The sequence below is a fragment of the Cellulomonas sp. KRMCY2 genome, assembly GCF_000526515.1.
Classification (GTDB): Bacteria; Actinomycetota; Actinomycetes; order Actinomycetales; family Cellulomonadaceae; genus Actinotalea.
The window spans coordinates 101801-118795 of the sequence record NZ_JAGF01000001.1 but is presented as its reverse complement, the minus strand read 5'-3'; the positions used below and the strand labels follow the sequence as shown (position 1 = coordinate 118795).

The window sequence follows — 16995 nt, the reverse complement described above, 5'->3', positions numbered from 1 at the left end:
GGGTGCCCATCGTGTCACCTCCGGTGGCACCGGTCCCAGGATTCGGCCGACGCCAGCTGTTCCCTTTTGTCCTGATATGGGGTACCACGGAGAGACGGCGTCGGCCGCGACCGGGGAGGTCCACATGGTTCGGCACATCGCACGCATCGTGACCGCAGGAGCCGCCGCCAGTGCGCTGGTCCTGACGGGGCTCGCGGCAGGAGCCCCGGTCCCGCAGGCGGTCGCCGGGGAGGCGACGCTCCGCTTCACCGCGGCGGGCGACTACGCCAGCAACCCGAACGCCAGAGCCGTGCTCGGCACCATCGGCCAGATCGACCCCGACCTCAACCTCGCGCTCGGTGACCTCTCGTACGCCGCGACCGGCACCGAGCAGGCCTGGTGCGACCTCGTCACCGGGTACGTGGGAGCCGGCTCCGCGTTCGAGCTGGTGGCGGGGAACCACGAGTCGGACGGGATCAACGGCAACATCAACGACTTCTCGGCCTGCCTGCCGAACCAGCTCCCCGGACTCGTGGGGACCTACGGCCGGCAGTGGTACGTCGACGTTCCGGCAACCGATCCGCTGGTGCGCTTCGTCATGGTCTCGCCGGGCCTGGACTTCCCGGACGGGACCTACCAGTACACCGCCGGGAGCTCGCGGTACACCTGGACGGCTGCAGCGATCGACGGTGCGCGGGCCGCGGCCATCCCGTGGGTCGTTGTCGGGATGCACAAGCCGTGCCTGTCGATCGGGCAGTACGGGTGCGACTCGGGTGCCGACCTGCTCAACCTCCTCGTGGCCAAGAAGGTCGACCTGGTGCTGAGCGGTCACGAGCACCTGTACCAGCGGACCAAGCAGCTTGCACAGGGCGCCGGGTGCGCCGCGCTGGTGCCTGGAGTCGCGGACCCGGACTGCATAGCCGACGCCGACACCGAGCTGGCCAAGGGTGCCGGCACGGTCTTCGCCACCGTAGGGACGGGGGGTATCGACCAGCGCCCGGTCTTCCCCGCGGACCCCGACGCGCCGTACTTCGCGGCGGCTTCAGGACTGGACACGGCCACCTGGGGGGTGCTGGACGTGCAGGTCACGGCGACCTCGCTGTCGGCCGAATTCGTTCGTGCATCCGGTGGGACCTTCACCGACGCCTTCACGATCGGTGCCGGCGGACCACCCCAGAACATCCCGCCCTCGGCGGCTCTCACAACGTCGTGCACCCAGCTCGACTGCGCCGTCGACGCGTCCGGGTCGAGCGATCCGGACGGCACGATCGCGTCCTACGGCTGGGACTTCGGTGACGGCACCACCGGTTCCGGCGTCACGGCGACGCACCAGTACGCGACCGGCGGCACCTACACCGTGACTCTCACCGTGATCGACGACGACGGCGCCTCGGCCAGCACCACGCGCACCGTGACGCCCACCGCGTCGGGCCCGGTGCCCTTCGCCGCCGACACGTTCAGCCGCACCGTGGCCACGGGACTGGGCACCGCCGAGACCGGTGGCGCCTGGCGCGCCACGGGCAGCGCCTCCAACTACGCCGTCACGGACGGCAAGGGGATCATCCGGCTGCCGACCCCGGGCTCCGGGCCGGACGTCTCGCTGCCGGCGGTCTCGTCGTCCGCCACGGACCTGACCTTCGCCCTGACCATCGACAAGGTCCCCACCGGCGGCGGCCTCTATCTGTGGGTGGGCGGCCGCCGCGTGGCCGGAGTGGGCGAGTACCGGGCCAACGTCCGGCTGCGGGCCGACGGCTCGGTCGCCCTCGCGCTTGCGCGCAAGACCGGCAGCACCGAGACGACACTGGTCCCGAGCGCCGTCCTGGCCGGGCTGACGTACGGCCCCGGGGATACGATCCGCGTCCGGATGCAGGTCAGCGGGACGAACCCGACGACGCTCCGCGCCCGGGTGTGGAAGGCCGGTCAGCCCGAGCCGAGCACCTGGCAGGCATCGACGACCGATGCGACCGCGGCGTTCCAGGTGGCCGGCTCGATCGGGATCAACAGCTACCTGTCGACCTCGGCGACGAACACGCCGATCACCCTGCGGCTGGACGATCTCCTCGCGGTGCCGCCGGCCGGCCCCTGAGACCGGGCGGCCGTCAGCGGGCGGTGCCGTCGATCTCGGCGACCGGGCTGCGGACGACGTCGCGCGACCGGGGACGGCGGACGCAGCCGCGGGGCCGGGTGCAGCGCATCGCGTCGCACCCGGCCCCGCGGGTCACCTGCCGGTGCCGTGCCGGTCAGCCGCCGATCACCCGGCGGCGTTGAACTCCTCGATGCCCAGCAGCGGCTTGATCACCTGCTGGATCGGGCCGCGGATGACGTACCGCTGGACCGCGTCGTGGCGCAGCTCGTTGCCGATGGCCGCCATCACCATGCCCTGGTCGAGGGACAGGTACCGCTCCGCGACCGTGCCGCTGCTGACCTCGACCGAGTCGTAGAAGCCACCCGGTCCGTACGCGCCGAGCTCGGTGTCCATCTTGTCCAGGTTGGCGAGCGCGTCGTCGTGCGCGTACGGCAGGGCGAGGAAGGAGGCGTGCGGCGTGACGACGCCTTCCCCGTAGGCAGCGGGCGTGCTCGGCGCACGGGTGCACGCCGGGTCGTCCCAGCCCGGGTCGACGACGGTGCGCTCCTGGTCGGAGGTGTAGCCGTTGGGCTCCATCCCGATCGCGTCGACGCCGTACTCGCGGTAGCCGCCGTCCGGGTTGCTCGCCGGGGAGAAGCCCCAGTAGCCGTAGCCGGCCTCATCCATGCCGTGCTCGATCTGGGCCCGGACCGTCAGCGGGTGGTTGACGCCCCAGCTGCGCGGGCCCCACTCGGCCTCCGGGACGAAGAGGTCCACCATCAGCGCCTCGAACATGCTGCCGCCCCAGGTCGGCACGATCTGCATGTCGCGGTAGCGGTAGGCGCCCTCGAACACGGGCACCCCGAGGTACTCCTCCCACTGGCCGACCGGCCGCTGCTCGGGCCAGCTCCAGTCGCAGGCGTCCGGGAAGGTCCGGAACATCGCGAAGTAGTGCTCGGGCGGGATCTGCCCCCACGCGATGCCGAGGTAGCTGGCCATCCGGGGCTCGGTGTTCAGGGTCCCGTAGTGGTGGCCGGTGTACCAGACGTCCGGTCCGCGATCCCGATAGTTGTCGAGCACGGCCGCCCCGTCGGCGGGCTGCTGGTCCCAGAACCCGCCACGCAGCTGGCGCACCTGCGGGTCGTAGTAGAAGCCGAAGTCCATGGTCGAGCGGATGGCCTCGGCCTCGTCGCGGAGCCGGGGCTCGGCGTTGCCCACGAGCACGAGGGCGGTCGCCAGCCACGCGTTGTCGACGCTGGACAGGAACGGGTAGACGGTGCTCCCGTCGGTGGGCCAGGTGGTGAGCTTGGCGCCTGTCCCCTCGTCGTACCAGTTGTAGAACATCCCGGAGTCCTCGTGCCGCTCGAGGGCGGCGACGGTCCCGAGGGTCTGCGTCATGCGGTCGCGCGCGTCCCTGCGCGTGATGATGCCGAGGTCGCGGGCGACGACGGTGCTCCACAGGTAGGCGCCGATGTTGGTGGGCGAGGTGTAGCCGCTCCGGCTCGCCGGGTCGAGGTCGCCCGAGACGTTGTCGGCGGGCAGCCCGGTGGCGGGATCCACCATGGCGTCGAACGAGGCCCAGGTGTCCGTGGCGTACTTGAGGAGCGTCGCGCGGTCGTCATGGTGCCCGCCTCCGCCTCCACGTCCGGCGACGGCCGGGGCCGACGGGGCGATGAGTGCGGTGCAGGCCAGCGCAGCGACGGCCAGTGCCGTCATGCGGGAACGCCGGGGTCTGGTCATGGGGGTGTCCCTTCGTCGAACGTCATCGGTCGATCGGTCCGTGTCAGGTGCTCTCCGCACCTCCCGCGAGCAGCTCGAAGGAGGTGGTGGTGCCGCCGCCGGCGTGCGGGGCGATCCGGATCGTGAAGGTCCCCGGCTCGCTGCACGGCCGGCCGTGCGCGTCGAGGTAGGCGAGATCTCCTGCGTCGAGGTCGAACGTGACGTCCTGGGCCTCGCCCGGGGCCAGCTCGACCCGTCGGACGCCCACCAGCTCGCTCACCGGTCGGGAGACCCGTGCCACGAGGTCGTGCACGTACAGCTGGGTCGTCTCGGCGACCGGTCGCGCCCCGACGTTCGCGACCCGGGCGCTGACCTGCAAGGTTCCTCCTGGCGCGAGCGTCGGCGACGAGAGCCCGACCGGGCCGTAGGTCACCTCCGAGTAGCCGGCCCCGAAGCCGAACGGGTGCAGCGGGGTGTCCCGGTGGTCGCGGTAGCGCCCGACCGGGCCGGCCGGGTCGAGGGGCCGGCCGGTCGGCAGGTGGTCGTGGTGCAGGGGGACCTGTCCGGTCGACCGTGGCAGCGTCACCGGCAGCCGGCCGCGCGGCGGCACGTCCCCGGCCAGCACGTCCACGATGCCGTGGCCGCCCTCGACACCGGGGTGGAAGACGAGCAGGAGCGCCGCGCCGACGTGCTCGAGGCGCTCCAGGGCCAGCGGGCGCCCCGACAGGACCACGACGACCAGGCGGCGACTCACCCGGGCGAGCGCCTCGAGGGCCTCGAGCTGGCCAGGTGGCAGGTCCACCGAGGTCACCGAGTTCGCCTCACCGCTGCGCATCGGGTGCTCGCCGACGCAGGCCACCACGACGTCGGCGACGCGTGCCGCGACGAGCGTCTCGTCGAGGAAGCGGCAGTCGTCGACGGTCACCGTCGTCCCGTCGCCGGCGAAGCGTTCGCGCACGGCGTCGGCGATCGTGACGGCGTCCTCGGGGCGTCCGTCGAGGGTCCAGGTGCCGAACAGCTCGGCGCGTGCCGTGGCGAGCGGTCCGGTCACGTGCAGGTGGCGTGCTCCGCCCGGGCCCACGACGAGCGGCAGCACGCCGTCGTTGCGCAGCAGCACCGTCGCGCCGGCCGCCGCCTCGCGTGCCAGAGCGCGGTGGTCGGGGGTGAGCTGGACGGTCGCGGCACGAGCCGGGTCGGTGTACGGGTCCTCGAAGAGCCCGAGCCTGAGCTTGACCGTCAGCACCCGAGCGACGGCGTCGTCCACGAGCCCCTGGGTCAGCCGGCCGTCCTGGACCAGTCCGGCCAGGTGGGCCCGGTACGCCCCGGTGACCATGTCGACGTCGACCCCGGCGAGGAGGGCGAGGGCGGCCGCCTCCCGGGTGTCCGCGGCGACGCCGTGCAGGACGAGCTCCCCGACGGCGTCCCAGTCGCTGACCACGACGCCCGCGAAGCCGAGGTCGGCCTTGAGGTGCCCGCGCACGAGCCCTGCGTGCGCCGTCATCGGCGTCCCGTCGAGCGTGTGGAAGGCGGTCATCACCGTGGCGACACCCGCGTCGACGGCTGCCGCGAAGGGGCGCAGGTGGCGGTTGTGCAGGGTCAACAGGCCGACGTCGACCTCGGCGTAGTCCCGGCCGCCCTGGACGAGGCCGTAGCCCACGTAGTGCTTGGCGCACGCGGCCAGGCTGTCCGGTTCGGCGAGCCCCGCCCCGCCAGGGCCACCCTGGAACCCCTCGACGGCGGCCGCGCCCAGGTGTGCGGACAGCCACGGGTCCTCGCCCCAGCTCTCGGCCACCCGACCCCACCGCGGGTCGTGCGCGATGTCGACCATGGGGGCGAACGTCCAGCGCACGCCGTCCGCGCTGGCCTCGCGTGCCGCGGCCCGCGCGCACCGCCGGACCAGGTCCGCGTCGAACGAGGCCGCCTGCCCGAGCGGGATGGGGAAGACCGTCCGGTGACCGTGGATCACGTCCCGCGCGACCAGCAGCGGGATGCCCAGGCGCGACGTCTCGACGGCGGCCCGCTGCAGCGCGTTGACGCCGTGCGCCTGGGCGCCGGCATCCCGCACGTTGCCGGCGTGCTCGCCGCTGGCCACGATGCAGGAGCCGAAGGAACCGGCGGCCAGGGCCGTGGCGTCGCGCACGGGGTCCGGGTTGACGACCTGGTGCAGCTGGCCGACCTTCTCCTCGAGGGTCATCGCCCCGAGCAGCGCGCTGACGCGTTCGGCGACCGGGCGGTCGGCGGCCGTCCACTGTCGGTCGCTCACGGCAGGTGGACCTCCAGCTCGGGACCACCCGGGCGCAGCGCCTCGGCGAGGTCGCCGAGGTCGACCACGAGGCCGCCCGGGCGGTACGGGTTCTCCGCCCGCGTCGCGGGCAGGGCTCGGCCGGCCAGGCGCACCTCGGTCGGCCCGTGCCCACGGTGCCCGACCAGGTAGCGCACCCGGAGCACGCCGCCGTCGAGCGGGACGTCAGCCGTCAGGCCGTCGAAGCGGGCCGGCAGGACGGGGTCGAGCAGGACTGTCGTCCCGCGGCGCCGGACCCCGAGCAGGGACTGGGTGATGATCCGCAGGAGCACGCCCGGACCGGACGAGTAGATGCGCCAGCCACCCTCGAGACCGGTCGCCCCGGTGAGCACCTCGTCGTACCGCAGGGCGAAGTCCTCGCGGTCCAGGACTGCGGCGTCGGAGCTGGACGGGTAGGCGTTCGCCTGGCGGCGGCGAGCACCGGGGACCACCTGGGCGGCGGCCGGGGCGAGCGCCTGCTGCAGCCCCAGCCACAGTGCCTCCGCGTCGCCCCAGTGCGCCATCGCCTCGCACCAGCGCAGGTGCGCGTGGACGTACATCAGGCCGATCTCGCGACCCACGAAGGTCGCCGTCTCCGCGCGCTGGAAGTGCCGCATCGTCCCGCCGTGGTACGCCGGTGGCCGGTCGAACAGCCGCACGCCGTCGACCCCCATGAGGTGCTCGCGCACCAGGGCGACGTGGTGCGCTGCCTGGTCCGGGTCGAACAGGCCGTCGCCGAGCGCGTGGATCATCTGCAGCGACCCGTGGCGCAGGCCGGTCTCGGTGTCCCGGGGGTGGACGAGCAGGCGCCGGACGGCGACCTCCCGGTCGGCGTCCGGGCGGTCGAGCTGGGCGTAGCCGGCGAGCTCGCCGTCGACCACGAGGTACCGGTGCAGGTCCGCGGCGATCCCGGCTGCCTCGTCGCGCAGCTCGACCACGAGGTCGCCGTAGCCGCTGACGGTCTGCAGGCCGTCAGCGAGCGTGCGCAGCGCCTGGTGGTGCAGCGTCACGGTCCACGCGCTGGTCATCGTCCGGGCCATCGCGGGGTCGGCGGGCTGCAGCGAGTCGTTCCAGTCGCCGTGGCCGTAGGCCACCAGCCGGGTGCCGGGCAGGACGTCGGCGCGGGCCTGGTCGAGCGCGCGCTCCAGGTGGGTGCGCACGGTCGAGACAGGCACCTCCGGCTCGCCGGCCGGGGTGTACCAGTGCACGGGCTCCTCGAGCAGGGAGGCGTCACCGGCCGCCTGGAGGAACCGGCCGACGGCCAGGACGGGCCAGTGCAGGACGTCGCCGTGCGGTGGCTCGAGGCGGAAGTGCTCGTCGCCGGGCAGGAAGCCGAACGCCTGCGGCCAGGTGCCGTCGGTGTTCTGCGCCGCGAACAGCCTGAGCAGCAGGTCACGGGCATCCGGCAGCCGGTCGAGGGCCAGGAGCAGCTCGAGCGGACCCTGGGCCACGTCACGGGTGCCCCAGGCACCACCGGTGAACTGCTCGAGACCCCGAGGGGCCAGGAAGTGCACGAAGGCGTCGTGGACCAGCCAGGGCAGGCTCACGGCGAGCGGCTCGACCTCGTCGCCGGCGGTGACCCGGAGCCGGGTGACGTCGGTCCACCAGGCTGCGCCCACGGTCGGGCCGGTCGGTTCCCGCCGAGCGCAGTGGTAGGGACCGGCAGACGGCAGCGCTGCGCCGTCGTCGGCCGTCTCGACCCGGAGCCGGGCGGTGACAGCCGTCGTGGTCCGGCTGACCAGCGTGACGACCGTGGAGCTGCGCCGGGTGCCGTCGTCGAACAGCAGCCGGTCGTCGCCGAGCGTCTCGACGTCCTGCGACTCCAGGACGAGCTCGCGGCCGGGGTCGTCGCCACCGGCGTCCAGCCGCACGACGACGCCGTCCGCGCGCTGCTCGGCCCCGACGGCGTCCGGCGGGGCGGGCAGGGGGTCGGCAGCGGCGGCCAGGTGCAGGGCCAGCAGGATGCGCCGGGCGGGACCCGACGTGACCCGTACCGACAGGTCGATCCGGTGGTCGTCCGCCGGTGCGTGGGTGGTGATCTCGAGCACGCCGACCGGGTCGCTCCCGTCGGGCTCGACGGCGTAGACCCACCGCGCCGAGTCCGGCGTCATCGCGAAGGCGGACGGCAGGTCGAGCAGCCGCCAGCCGCCGTCGACCTCGACGAGCACGCGCAGGCCGTAGGCGCGGTGCAGCCCGAGGTAGCCCCGGACCGTCGTGAGCACGGGATGGTTCGACGCGTGCCCGCGGGTCAGGTAGGACAACGGCGACCCGGTCATCCAGGCGGTGACCGTCAGCGCGCACGGGTCCGGGGTGGCGGTGTCACCCGTGCGCAGGATCGTGCCGTGCGGTCGGAGCGAGCCGAGCTCCTTGGCACGGGTGACCACGTGCAGGTCGTCGTCGGTGAAGAACGACAGGAGCGTGCCGTCGTCGTCGCGCTCGACCGCGCGCCACGGAGCCGGCCACCGGTCGTGCAGCTCGTCCTCGGTGAGCGGTCGGACCGGCAGCTCCCGGCCGCGGTCGTATCCTCCGGCCGGTGCGGGCGTGCCGGGCGTGCCGGCGACCGGCGGCGCGCCCGTGGTCGCACCGGACTCGGGCCAGGGCGCTGTCGCCCGGGCGAGCTCGAGCGCCTCGGCGACCCGGGGCAGGTCGGCGTCGGACGTCGCGGCCTGGTGGTCGTCGACCAGGAGCCCGGCGAACGACGTCCGCAGCGACTGACCGGGACGCAGGTGGACCCGACCGGTCTGCAGCGCGACCAGGGTGTGCTCGTGCTGGCGCCGTCGGGACGGGAGGTCCTGCGCCAGTCCTTCGGGTGGTCGGCCGGCCCGGGCGGACCAGCCGTGGACGTCGAGCGCGTCGCTGGCCCAGGCGACCACCGGGGAGCCGGCGGCCAGGACGCACCACGGGTGCAGCCCGGCCTGAGCGAGGTTCTGCCGCACGGCCAGGGCCGTGCCGAACCCCTCGCCGTGCAGCGGCGTGACGTCGAGGTACTGGCTGACGTAGAGCTCGTTGGCCCGCAGGGCACCCGGTGCGGCGAGGGCGACGTCGTGCGTGTGGACGAGGTCCACCTCACGCGTACCCGCCCCCTCGTTGGTGACCTCGACGTGCCACGCCCACGCGGGCCGGTCGGCGCTGAGGGTCAGGGTCGCCCGCCAGGCGAGCCGGCCGTCGGCATCGTCCGCCTGCCCGTGCACGACGAGCGCGCCGCCCGGGCCGTCCGGGGGCCCGACCCGCGAGCCGGAGCCCGCCCCGAGCATCGGCCAGGTGCGCGCGGTGGCGCGGTCGCGGACCCACAGCTGCAGCTGACCGGGCTCGAAGGCCGAGGCCGCGTGCTGGACGAGCTCGAGCCCGGCCGTCCCGAGGCTCGCGAGTGCTCCGCCGTCGACGACGACGGCACGCAGACCACCTGCCCCCTGGGACGCCGCTGCCCCCTGCAGCACCCACGGCGGTCCGTCGGCCGCAGCCATCACTTGATGCCCGTCATCGCGACGCCCTGCACGAAGTAGCGCTGCAGGAGCAGGAAGACGATGAGCACGGGTACGACGACGACCACGGCACCGGCGAGCAGCAGGCCGTAGTCGGTCTGGTTCTGCCCGGTGCTGTAGAGAGCCAGCGCCACGGGCAGCGTGTACTTGTCCTCGGTGGTGGCCACGACCAGCGGCCACAGGAAGTTGTTCCACGACCCCAGGAAGGTGAGGATCGCGAGGGTCGCCAGGGCGGGCTTGGCCAGGGGCATGACGACCTGGACGAAGATGCGGGCCTCGCTCGCACCGTCGACGCGCGCGGCGTCGATCAGCTCGTCCGGCATGGCGAGGAAGAACTGCCGCATGAGGAACACCCCGAACGGGGCGGCCAGGAACGGCAGGATGAGGCCCCCGTACGTGTTGACCAGGCCCATGTTCGCGACGAGCACGAACAGCGGCACCAGGGTGACCATCCCGGGGATCATCAGCGTGCCCAGCACGAGCCGGAAGAGCAGCGTCTTGCCCGCGAAGTCGAACTTGGCAAGGACGTAGCCGAGCATCGAGCAGAACACGAGGTTGCCGAGCGTCACGACGACCGCCACGAGGGTCGAGTTCGTGAAGAACTGCGGGAAGTCGAGGCGGTCGAAGAGCTCGCGGAAGTTGTCGAGCGTCGGCGCCTCGGGCCACCAGGTCGGGGGCACCCGGCGGATCTCGCCCTCGCCCTTGACCGAGCTGAGCGCCATCCACACGAAGGGGCTCATCACGATGATCAGGCCGAGCCCGAGGAACAGGTAGGCGAACAGGTTCGGGCGCGCCTCACCCAGAGGGTGCTCCTTGGTCCGGCGCTGCCGGGGGCCCGCCGGCTCGGCGGGGGGCAGGGACACGTGGTCGGTGTGTGTGCTCATCGTCCGATCTCCTGACTGGCGGCGGGCGTCGGCTTGCGTCGACGGCGCTTGGGCGTGTCCCGGTCACCGAGCAGTCGGAACTGCACGAGCGCCAGCACGACGACGGCGAGGAAGAGCACGTAGCTCATCGCGGCCGCGTACCCGTAGTTGCCGAAGCCGAACTGGTTGTACGTGTGGAACGCGACGGAGAGCGTGCTGTTGAGCGGCCCGCCCTGCGTCATGACGAAGGGCTCCTCGAAGAACTGCACGTAGCCGATGCCGGTGATCACGGCGCCGAAGAGCAGCGTCGGACGCATGGTCGGCAGCGTGATGAAGCGGAAGCGCTGCCAGGCGCCTGCGCCGTCGAGGGCGGCGGCCTCGTGCAGCGAGGTCGGTACGCCCTGCAGGCCGGCCAGGAAGATGATGATGAGCGTGCCGATCGACCGCCAGGTCGCCATCGCGATCATCGACGGCATGGCCCAGGTGGTGCTGCCGAGCCAGTTGGGGCCCTCGATGCCGACGAGGCGGAGCACCTCGTTGATGAGGCCGCTGTCCGGGTGCAGCAGGAAGCGCCAGACGACGGCGACGGCGACGATGCTGGTCACGACGGGCATGTAGTAGCCGACCCGGAAGAGGGTCTTCAGGCGGGTGATGCCCGAGTTGAGCACGACGGCGATCCCGAGCGAGAGCCCGAGGGTCAGCGGCACGCCCACCAGGACGAAGTACGCGGTGTTCACGGCGGCCTTGCGGAAGATCGGGTCCTGGAAGACCGCGACGAAGTTCTCCATGCCGACGAAGTTCACCGCGAACGGGTTGCGCAGGTCCTTGCTCCGGAGGTCGGTGACGGCCATCGCGAGCGACATGAGCACCGGACCCGCCGTGAACGCCGTGAAGAGCAGCACGAAGGGCAGTGCGAAGCCCCACGCCGCCCGGGTGTGGCGCCAGTAGAGCGGAGCGTGCCGGCGGGTCTTCGGGGGCCCCGCCCGGCCCGGGGCAGCAGCCTCGGGCCGGACGACGGTGTCCGCGGACATCTCAGAGACCAGTACCGATGGCCGCTGCCTGCTCCTGGATGGTGGTGGCGACCTCCTGCGGGTCGGCGCCGGACTTGGTCAGCCGCTCCAGCTCGGTGTCGATCACGCTCGCGACCTCCTCCCAGGTCGGGATCGAGGGCGGCGCGACGGCTGTCTCGAGCTGCTTGCCGAACACGCTGAGGTACTCGTCGTCGGCGATGGCCGGGTCGTCCCACGCGGAGGCGACCGACGGCAGGTCGGTGACTGTCGTGAACCACTCGACCTGCACCTCGGGCCGGCTCAGCCACTCGACGAACTTCCAGGCCGCGTCGCGGTTCTCGGCGTCCTTGAAGACGGCGAGGTTGGCGCCACCGATGAACGACGCCTCCTTGGCTCCGGCAGGCAGCGGGGCGAGGCCGACGTTCGCCATCCCGGCCGGGTCGGTCTCCTCGAGGATGCCGACGTGCCAGGGGCCGGAGACGAAGGAGCCGATGGTGCCGGCCATGAAGCCGGGCTCGAGCGAGCCCTGCGGCAGCTCGGTGGGTGCCAGGCCGTCGGTGAAGAAGGACTGGTACTTCGTGAGCGCCTCGACGAACTCGGGGGAGTCGATCGTGAACTCGGTGGCGTCCTCGTTGGTCATCTGCGCGCCGGCCTGCCAGGCGAACGGCATGAAGGTCTGCCAGGCGCCGGTCTGACCGGGCTGCAGGTTGATGCCCCACTCGGCGCCGGCGGCCTGCATGTCCTGCGCCATGGCCGTCAGGCCGTCCCAGTCGGTCGGCGGCTCGGGCACGAGGTCCGTGCGGTAGTACAGGACGCGGGTCTCGACGTACCACGGCACGCCGTAGTGCGTGCCACCCACGTCGGTGCTGCCCCAGGCGCCCTCGAAGAACTGCGAGCTGTCGATGAGATCGGGTGTGGGGTCGAACGCGCCGGTCGCGGCGAACTCGCCCATCCAGGTGGTGCCGATCATCGAGACGTCCGGCGTCTGACCGCCGGCGATCGCGGTGGCGATCTTGTCGTGGGCAGCATCCCAGGGGATGGCCGTGACGTTGATCTCCACGTCGGGGTTCTCCGCGACGAAGGCCGCGGCGAAGTCGCCCAGCTTCTCGCCCTCGGTCCCCATCGCCCACACCTCGACGCTGCCGGTCGCGGCGCCCTCGCTCACGGCTGCGGCCGGCTCCTCGGTGCCGCCGCCGTCGCCGGCGTCCCCGCGTCCACAGCCCGTGAGCCCGAGCGCGGCGATCGCGATCGTGGCCCCGCCGATGCGCATGGTTCTGTTCATGGTTGGTCCTCCCCGTTGAGTACGACGACCACCGTTGGCCGTCCTCGCCAGCGATCTATGCGCTTAAGCGACCCTTAAGGGGCACCTTAAGCGCATAGACTCAAGGTCGCAAGCCGAGCGGTGCGGGAGGTGCGGACGGGTGGCCGGTCAGGCCGTGGGTGCCCGGTCAGGCCGTGGGTGCCCGGTCAGGCCGCGGGTGCTCGGTCAGGCGGACGGGCAGCCGCAGCTGCGACGGACGACCATCCGCACCGGGAGGGTCCGGTCGAGCGCTGCAGCCCCCCGCTTCGCGAGGGACTCCATCAGGATGTCGACGGCCAGCCGGCCCATCGCCTCCATCGGCTGCCGCACGGTGGTCAGGGGTGGGTCGGACAGGCGGCCGGCGACGACACCGTCGAACCCGGTCACCGCCACCTGGCCCGGGACGTCGACCCCGAGCGACCTCAGGACCTCGATGAGGTCGAGCGCGTGCTGGTCGCTCGCGCACACCAGGGCACGCGGCAGCCGACCCGATGCGGCAAGGGTCCGGATCACGGCGAACGGGTTGTCGTCGACCAGGGCCGTCGGGTCGAGGACGGCGTCCGGGGCAGGCAGGCCGAGTCGCGTGAGGGCGCGACACATGCCGGTGAACCGTTCCGCGTAGTCGGGCATCTCCGGCGCCCCGACGAACGCGATGTCGGTGATGCCGTGCACTGTCACGAGGTGCTCGGTCAGCGCCTCGGTGCCACCCGCGTTGTCGACCTGCACGTGGTGCAGCTCGCCCTGACCGAACGGCATCGCGAACGCGACGACGGGCAGCCGACGCGACACCTGGGCGATGAGCTCGGCGGACCTCGCGCCCGGGAACACCGCCAGACCGTCGACCCGGCTCGCGATGTCGATGATCCCGGCCCTGTCGGTGGCCGTGCCCCTGCCGATCAGCAGCGCGCGGCCGCGTCGCGCGCACTCGAGCTCGAAGCCGCGCTGGACCTCGTCCACGTAGAGCGGGAACACCCGGAAGTCCTCGGCGTCCGCATCGTCGGCGAACGCCCGTTCGGACGCGTCCGCACCGAAGAACGGCCCGGGGTCCTCGCTCACGGGCCTCGCGCCCCCGGTCTCGACCGCTTCGAGGAACATGTCGAAGGAGTACAGGCCGAGCGCGCCGGTGCGTCCGTCGGCCAGCCCACGTGCGTTGGCGCTGGGCACGTAGTTCAGCGCACGGGCGGCCGCGAGGACCGTCTCCCGGGTGCTAGCGCGCACCCGTTCGGGCTGACGGAAGGCGAACGAGACAGTGGCGATCGAGACGCCCGCCGCTTGGGCCACGTCGTAGACGGTTGGACGCTTCGGCACGGTCACCTCCCTTCGACAGTGCCACCTTAAGCGCATCACAACCCGGCGGCTCACGGGCGAGCCAGGCTTCGGCGTGGTTCACGCGTCCGAGTGACGTGGTCGGCCCCGGTCGCGTCAGTCGCGGCTCGCCACGCCGGGGCCGGTGCGCACAGGGTCGACCGGGTCGAGCGCCCACCGGATCGTCGCGGTGACCGACCGGCCGCCGAGCACCCGCGCCCGGTCGAGGGCGGGGTGCGCCCGGAGCCCGAGCTCGAGTCGTGCCCACGGTGGCAGCAGGGCGAGCCCGGCCGAGGTGATCAGGCCGTACGCGGGCCGAGCGGGCCAGGGCAGCGGCGGGTCGTGCAGCAGGAACTGCGCGACACCGCGGGCCGCCTCGGTCCCCCTGAGCTCGGGGCGGAACGCGGCGAGCTGTGCCCGCAGCTGCGCGAGGGTCACGGGCGGGTCCTGCGCCCCCAGCGCCCGCGCGACGACGGCGGTCTGTGCCACGTACTCGTCGCAGCCGGCCCGGTCCAGGGGTCGCCGACCGAAGCGCTGGTGCGCGAGCAGGAAGCTCTCCGCCTCGGAGACGTGCACCCACGCCAGCTGGTGCGGGTCGGACGCGTCGTACGGCAGACCGTCGGGCGTGGTGCCGACCACGCGGCGGTGCACAGCCTGGACGATGGCGACCGCACGTGCCGCGGCCTCGTCGGTCCCGAAGGTCGTCGTCGCGACGAAGGTGGCCGTGTTCTGCAGGCGGCCCCACGGGTCGGCGCGGTACCGCGAGTGGTCCGCGACGGCGGTCATCACCTGCGGGTGCAGCGACTGCAGGAGCAGGGCCCGCACGCCCCCGACGAACATCGACGCGTCGCCGTGCACGCGCCCGATGGGACTGCGGGGGTCGAACCGGCGCGGCCCGGGCGTGTGGTGGATGCGCGCCCGGGTCGCGTCGGCCTCAGGCCCCGCGACCCGGGTGAGCAGGGCGCGGGCGACGGCAGCCCTCGGCTGGGAGAGTGGACTCACGCGGTCATCGTCACACGGACCGGCTCGGTCGGCGCCGTCCCCGTCCGCCTCGTCGTGCCCCCGGGCGTCAGCCGGCCGCGTGCTCCCGGTCGGCGAGCACCTCGTCGATCGCCCGTCGTGCGATGCCGGCAAGGACGGGGTTGCTGGTCCGGTAGTAGGGCAGCGCGATGAGTGCCGGGGAGAGCGCCCAGCCGCGGCCGCGTGCCCACATCGCGTCGTCCGGCTGTGCGGCGGCCCGGAACGTGTCGCGGGTCCCGGCGGAGCAGAACACCCAGGCGGCCGACACGTCGCCGGCCGGATCACCCACGCCGAGGCAGCCGAAGTCGATGACAGCGCTCAGCTCGCCCTGGCGTACCAGGAGGTTGGCGGCGTGCAGGTCCCCGTGGATCCAGGCCGGAGGCCCGTCCCAGACCGGTGCGCGCAGGGCCGCCTCCCAGGCCGCGGTCGCCGCGTCGGTGTCGATCATGCCCACCAGGGAGGTGATGGCCGCCCGCGTCGCCGTGTCGCGCGCCGCGAGCGGGACCCCTCGTCCGGAGTTGTGCTCGCCGGGCGGTGGACCACCGGTCGGGTCGACCCGACGCAGGGCTGCGACGAAGCCTCCCAGCTCGTCGGCTGCGCGGTGCAGGTCGGCGACCGGTTCGACGGTGGCGTCCACGCCGTCGAGCCACCGGTACACGGACCACGGCCAGTCGTACCCCGCACCGGGCGCGCCGGTGCCGAGCAGCTCCGGCACGGCCAACGGGAGGAGCGGTGCGAGCCGCGGCAACCACGTCTGCTCCTTCGCCACCTGCTCGACGGCCCAGGGGACCCGCGGCAGGCGCACGGCCATGTCGTCGCCGAGCCGGAACATGGCGTTGTCGGTGCCGGCCGAGCGGACCGGCGTCAGGGGCAGACCCGCCCACTGGGGGAGCTGTGCGGCGAGCAGCCGGCGGACGAGCCCGGCGTCGATGTCGCGCTCGTCGTCATGCATCGTCGTGCCGGTCATCGCCACCTCCTCGCCCGCCATCGTGCCCCATCCGGCGGCCGCGAGCGGGTCACAGGGTGTGTCCGGCATCCGCTCAGCCAGGGTCCAGGTTGGCGGGCGACGGTGGGTCTCGGGTCGGCACCGCGCCGGCCCGAAGGAGGCGTCCGATGAGCACTGCCCTGGCCGCGAGCCCTGCCGTAGCCGCGAGCCCTGCCCGGTCCGCGAGCGCTCACCCGCTCGACCAGGTCGACGTGCCGTGGCTCACCGCGACGGTCCGGCCGGCCGGCTCGTTCGGCCGGGCCGACGTCGGTCGGCTGTACGCGCTCATGGACGCCCTGTCGGGGAGCGCGTCCCTCGTGGTCCTCGACCTGGAGGCCGCGCGGCTGCGCAGCCCGCGGGCCGGGGCCGTGATCGACGAGGCCGCGCGCCGGCTCGAGCTGCACGGGGGCTGCCTGCTGTGCGTCAACGCGGACGCCGAGTCCCGGGCGTGCCTCGCGTCAGCCGGTGCGCACTCCGTCGTGCTCGGCGAGTAGCCGAACGGGCTGCCGAGGCCGGGTGCCCGCTCGTAGACTCGAGAGTGCGAGAGCGGAGGCGTCCGATGGCGTTGCTCAGCATCCTCGACCGGTTCCGCCCAGCCGGGGCACCGGGGCCTGCGGCCGTGGGCGTCCCCGCCGTCGACCGCCAGGGTCCTGCCGGCGAGCTGGCACCCGTGTTCGCCGCTCTGGCGGATGACGTCATCTCCTGCGAGCAGCTCGTCGCGGACGCGCGGGCGGCCGCCGAGAGCACCGTCTCCGCAGCACGTGAGCAGGCGTCGGCCCTGCTCGCGCAGGCGCGGCTCGACGCCGGTGTCGAGCGGGCGCGCGCGGCGGCCCAGGTGCAGCAGGACGCAGCCGACCGGGACACCGAGGCGCAGCAGGAGGCAGCTGCCCGCGCGGCGGAGCTGGCGGCTGTCGGCGCCGCCCGGATCCCGGTCCTCGTCCGCGAGGTCGTCGCGGACCTGCTCACCGGGCAGTCGACGCGGTAGG

12 protein-coding genes are annotated in these 16995 nt (G+C 73.3%); 3 read left to right on the top strand and 9 right to left on the bottom strand.

The window, feature by feature from the left end; translation table 11 throughout:
* Window positions 1-124 precede the first annotated feature (124 nt).
* The gene (locus K415_RS0100630; RefSeq protein ID WP_024285192.1) at window positions 125-2065 is read left to right on the top strand and encodes a PKD domain-containing protein; all 1941 of its coding nucleotides are present in this window, start codon (window positions 125-127) and stop codon (window positions 2063-2065) included.
* Between the two features lie 165 nt (window positions 2066-2230).
* Here the strand turns inward: K415_RS0100630 and K415_RS0100620 are convergent, their stop codons facing one another.
* The 9 genes from K415_RS0100620 to K415_RS0100580 form a co-directional block, all read right to left on the bottom strand.
* Window positions 2231-3784, bottom strand: a complete 1554-nt coding sequence (locus K415_RS0100620; protein ID WP_024285191.1) for a glucoamylase family protein — start codon at window positions 3782-3784, stop codon at window positions 2231-2233.
* Between the two features lie 43 nt (window positions 3785-3827).
* The gene (locus tag K415_RS0100615) at window positions 3828-6026 is read right to left on the bottom strand and encodes a glycoside hydrolase family 3 N-terminal domain-containing protein (RefSeq protein WP_024285190.1); all 2199 of its coding nucleotides are present in this window, start codon (window positions 6024-6026) and stop codon (window positions 3828-3830) included.
* The gene (locus K415_RS0100610; protein ID WP_024285189.1) at window positions 6023-9508 is read right to left on the bottom strand and encodes a hypothetical protein; all 3486 of its coding nucleotides are present in this window, start codon (window positions 9506-9508) and stop codon (window positions 6023-6025) included. Before K415_RS0100610 ends, K415_RS0100615 begins: the two co-directional genes overlap by 4 nt.
* Window positions 9508-10410, bottom strand: a complete 903-nt coding sequence (locus K415_RS0100605; protein WP_024285188.1) for a carbohydrate ABC transporter permease — start codon at window positions 10408-10410, stop codon at window positions 9508-9510. Before K415_RS0100605 ends, K415_RS0100610 begins: the two co-directional genes overlap by 1 nt.
* Window positions 10407-11420 carry a carbohydrate ABC transporter permease gene (locus tag K415_RS0100600; protein WP_024285187.1) on the bottom strand — a complete coding sequence of 338 codons (1014 nt, stop codon included), beginning with the start codon at window positions 11418-11420 and terminating at the stop codon, window positions 10407-10409. Before K415_RS0100600 ends, K415_RS0100605 begins: the two co-directional genes overlap by 4 nt.
* Window position 11421: 1 nt before the next feature.
* Complete coding sequence (locus K415_RS0100595) at window positions 11422-12681, bottom strand: sugar ABC transporter substrate-binding protein (RefSeq protein WP_024285186.1); 1260 nt, start codon at window positions 12679-12681, stop codon at window positions 11422-11424.
* A gap of 204 nt (window positions 12682-12885) precedes the next feature.
* The gene (locus K415_RS0100590; protein ID WP_024285185.1) at window positions 12886-14007 is read right to left on the bottom strand and encodes a LacI family DNA-binding transcriptional regulator; all 1122 of its coding nucleotides are present in this window, start codon (window positions 14005-14007) and stop codon (window positions 12886-12888) included.
* 114 nt (window positions 14008-14121) lie between these two features.
* Complete coding sequence (locus K415_RS0100585; protein ID WP_024285184.1) at window positions 14122-15006, bottom strand: oxygenase MpaB family protein; 885 nt, start codon at window positions 15004-15006, stop codon at window positions 14122-14124.
* Window positions 15007-15073: 67 nt separating this feature from the next.
* A complete protein-coding gene (locus K415_RS0100580; protein WP_231494790.1) occupies window positions 15074-16060 on the bottom strand; it encodes an aminoglycoside phosphotransferase family protein in 987 nt (328 codons plus the stop codon).
* 77 nt (window positions 16061-16137) lie between these two features.
* Between K415_RS0100580 and K415_RS0100575 the strand changes: the two genes are divergently transcribed.
* Together K415_RS0100575 and K415_RS0100570 are read left to right on the top strand one after the other, a co-directional pair.
* Window positions 16138-16503 carry a hypothetical protein gene (locus tag K415_RS0100575; RefSeq protein ID WP_024285182.1) on the top strand — a complete coding sequence of 122 codons (366 nt, stop codon included), beginning with the start codon at window positions 16138-16140 and terminating at the stop codon, window positions 16501-16503.
* A gap of 65 nt (window positions 16504-16568) precedes the next feature.
* Window positions 16569-16994 carry a hypothetical protein gene (locus tag K415_RS0100570; protein ID WP_024285181.1) on the top strand — a complete coding sequence of 142 codons (426 nt, stop codon included), beginning with the start codon at window positions 16569-16571 and terminating at the stop codon, window positions 16992-16994.
* The last annotated feature ends 1 nt before the right edge of the window (window position 16995 follow it).

Excerpts from the sequence above, each read along its gene's own strand:
- K415_RS0100630 (WP_024285192.1), top strand. The coding sequence starts at position 125 with ATGGTTCGGCACATCGCACGCATCGTGACCGCAGGAGCCGCCGCCAGT.
- K415_RS0100620 (WP_024285191.1), bottom strand. The coding sequence starts at position 3,784 with ATGACCAGACCCCGGCGTTCCCGCATGACGGCACTGGCCGTCGCTGCG.
- K415_RS0100610 (WP_024285189.1), bottom strand. The coding sequence starts at position 9,508 with ATGGCTGCGGCCGACGGACCGCCGTGGGTGCTGCAGGGGGCAGCGGCG.
- K415_RS0100605 (WP_024285188.1), bottom strand. The coding sequence starts at position 10,410 with ATGAGCACACACACCGACCACGTGTCCCTGCCCCCCGCCGAGCCGGCG.
- K415_RS0100600 (WP_024285187.1), bottom strand. The coding sequence starts at position 11,420 with ATGTCCGCGGACACCGTCGTCCGGCCCGAGGCTGCTGCCCCGGGCCGG.
- K415_RS0100595 (WP_024285186.1), bottom strand. The coding sequence starts at position 12,681 with ATGAACAGAACCATGCGCATCGGCGGGGCCACGATCGCGATCGCCGCG.
- K415_RS0100580 (WP_231494790.1), bottom strand. The coding sequence starts at position 16,060 with ATGCCGGACACACCCTGTGACCCGCTCGCGGCCGCCGGATGGGGCACG.
- K415_RS0100575 (WP_024285182.1), top strand. The coding sequence starts at position 16,138 with ATGAGCACTGCCCTGGCCGCGAGCCCTGCCGTAGCCGCGAGCCCTGCC.
- K415_RS0100570 (WP_024285181.1), top strand. The coding sequence starts at position 16,569 with ATGGCGTTGCTCAGCATCCTCGACCGGTTCCGCCCAGCCGGGGCACCG.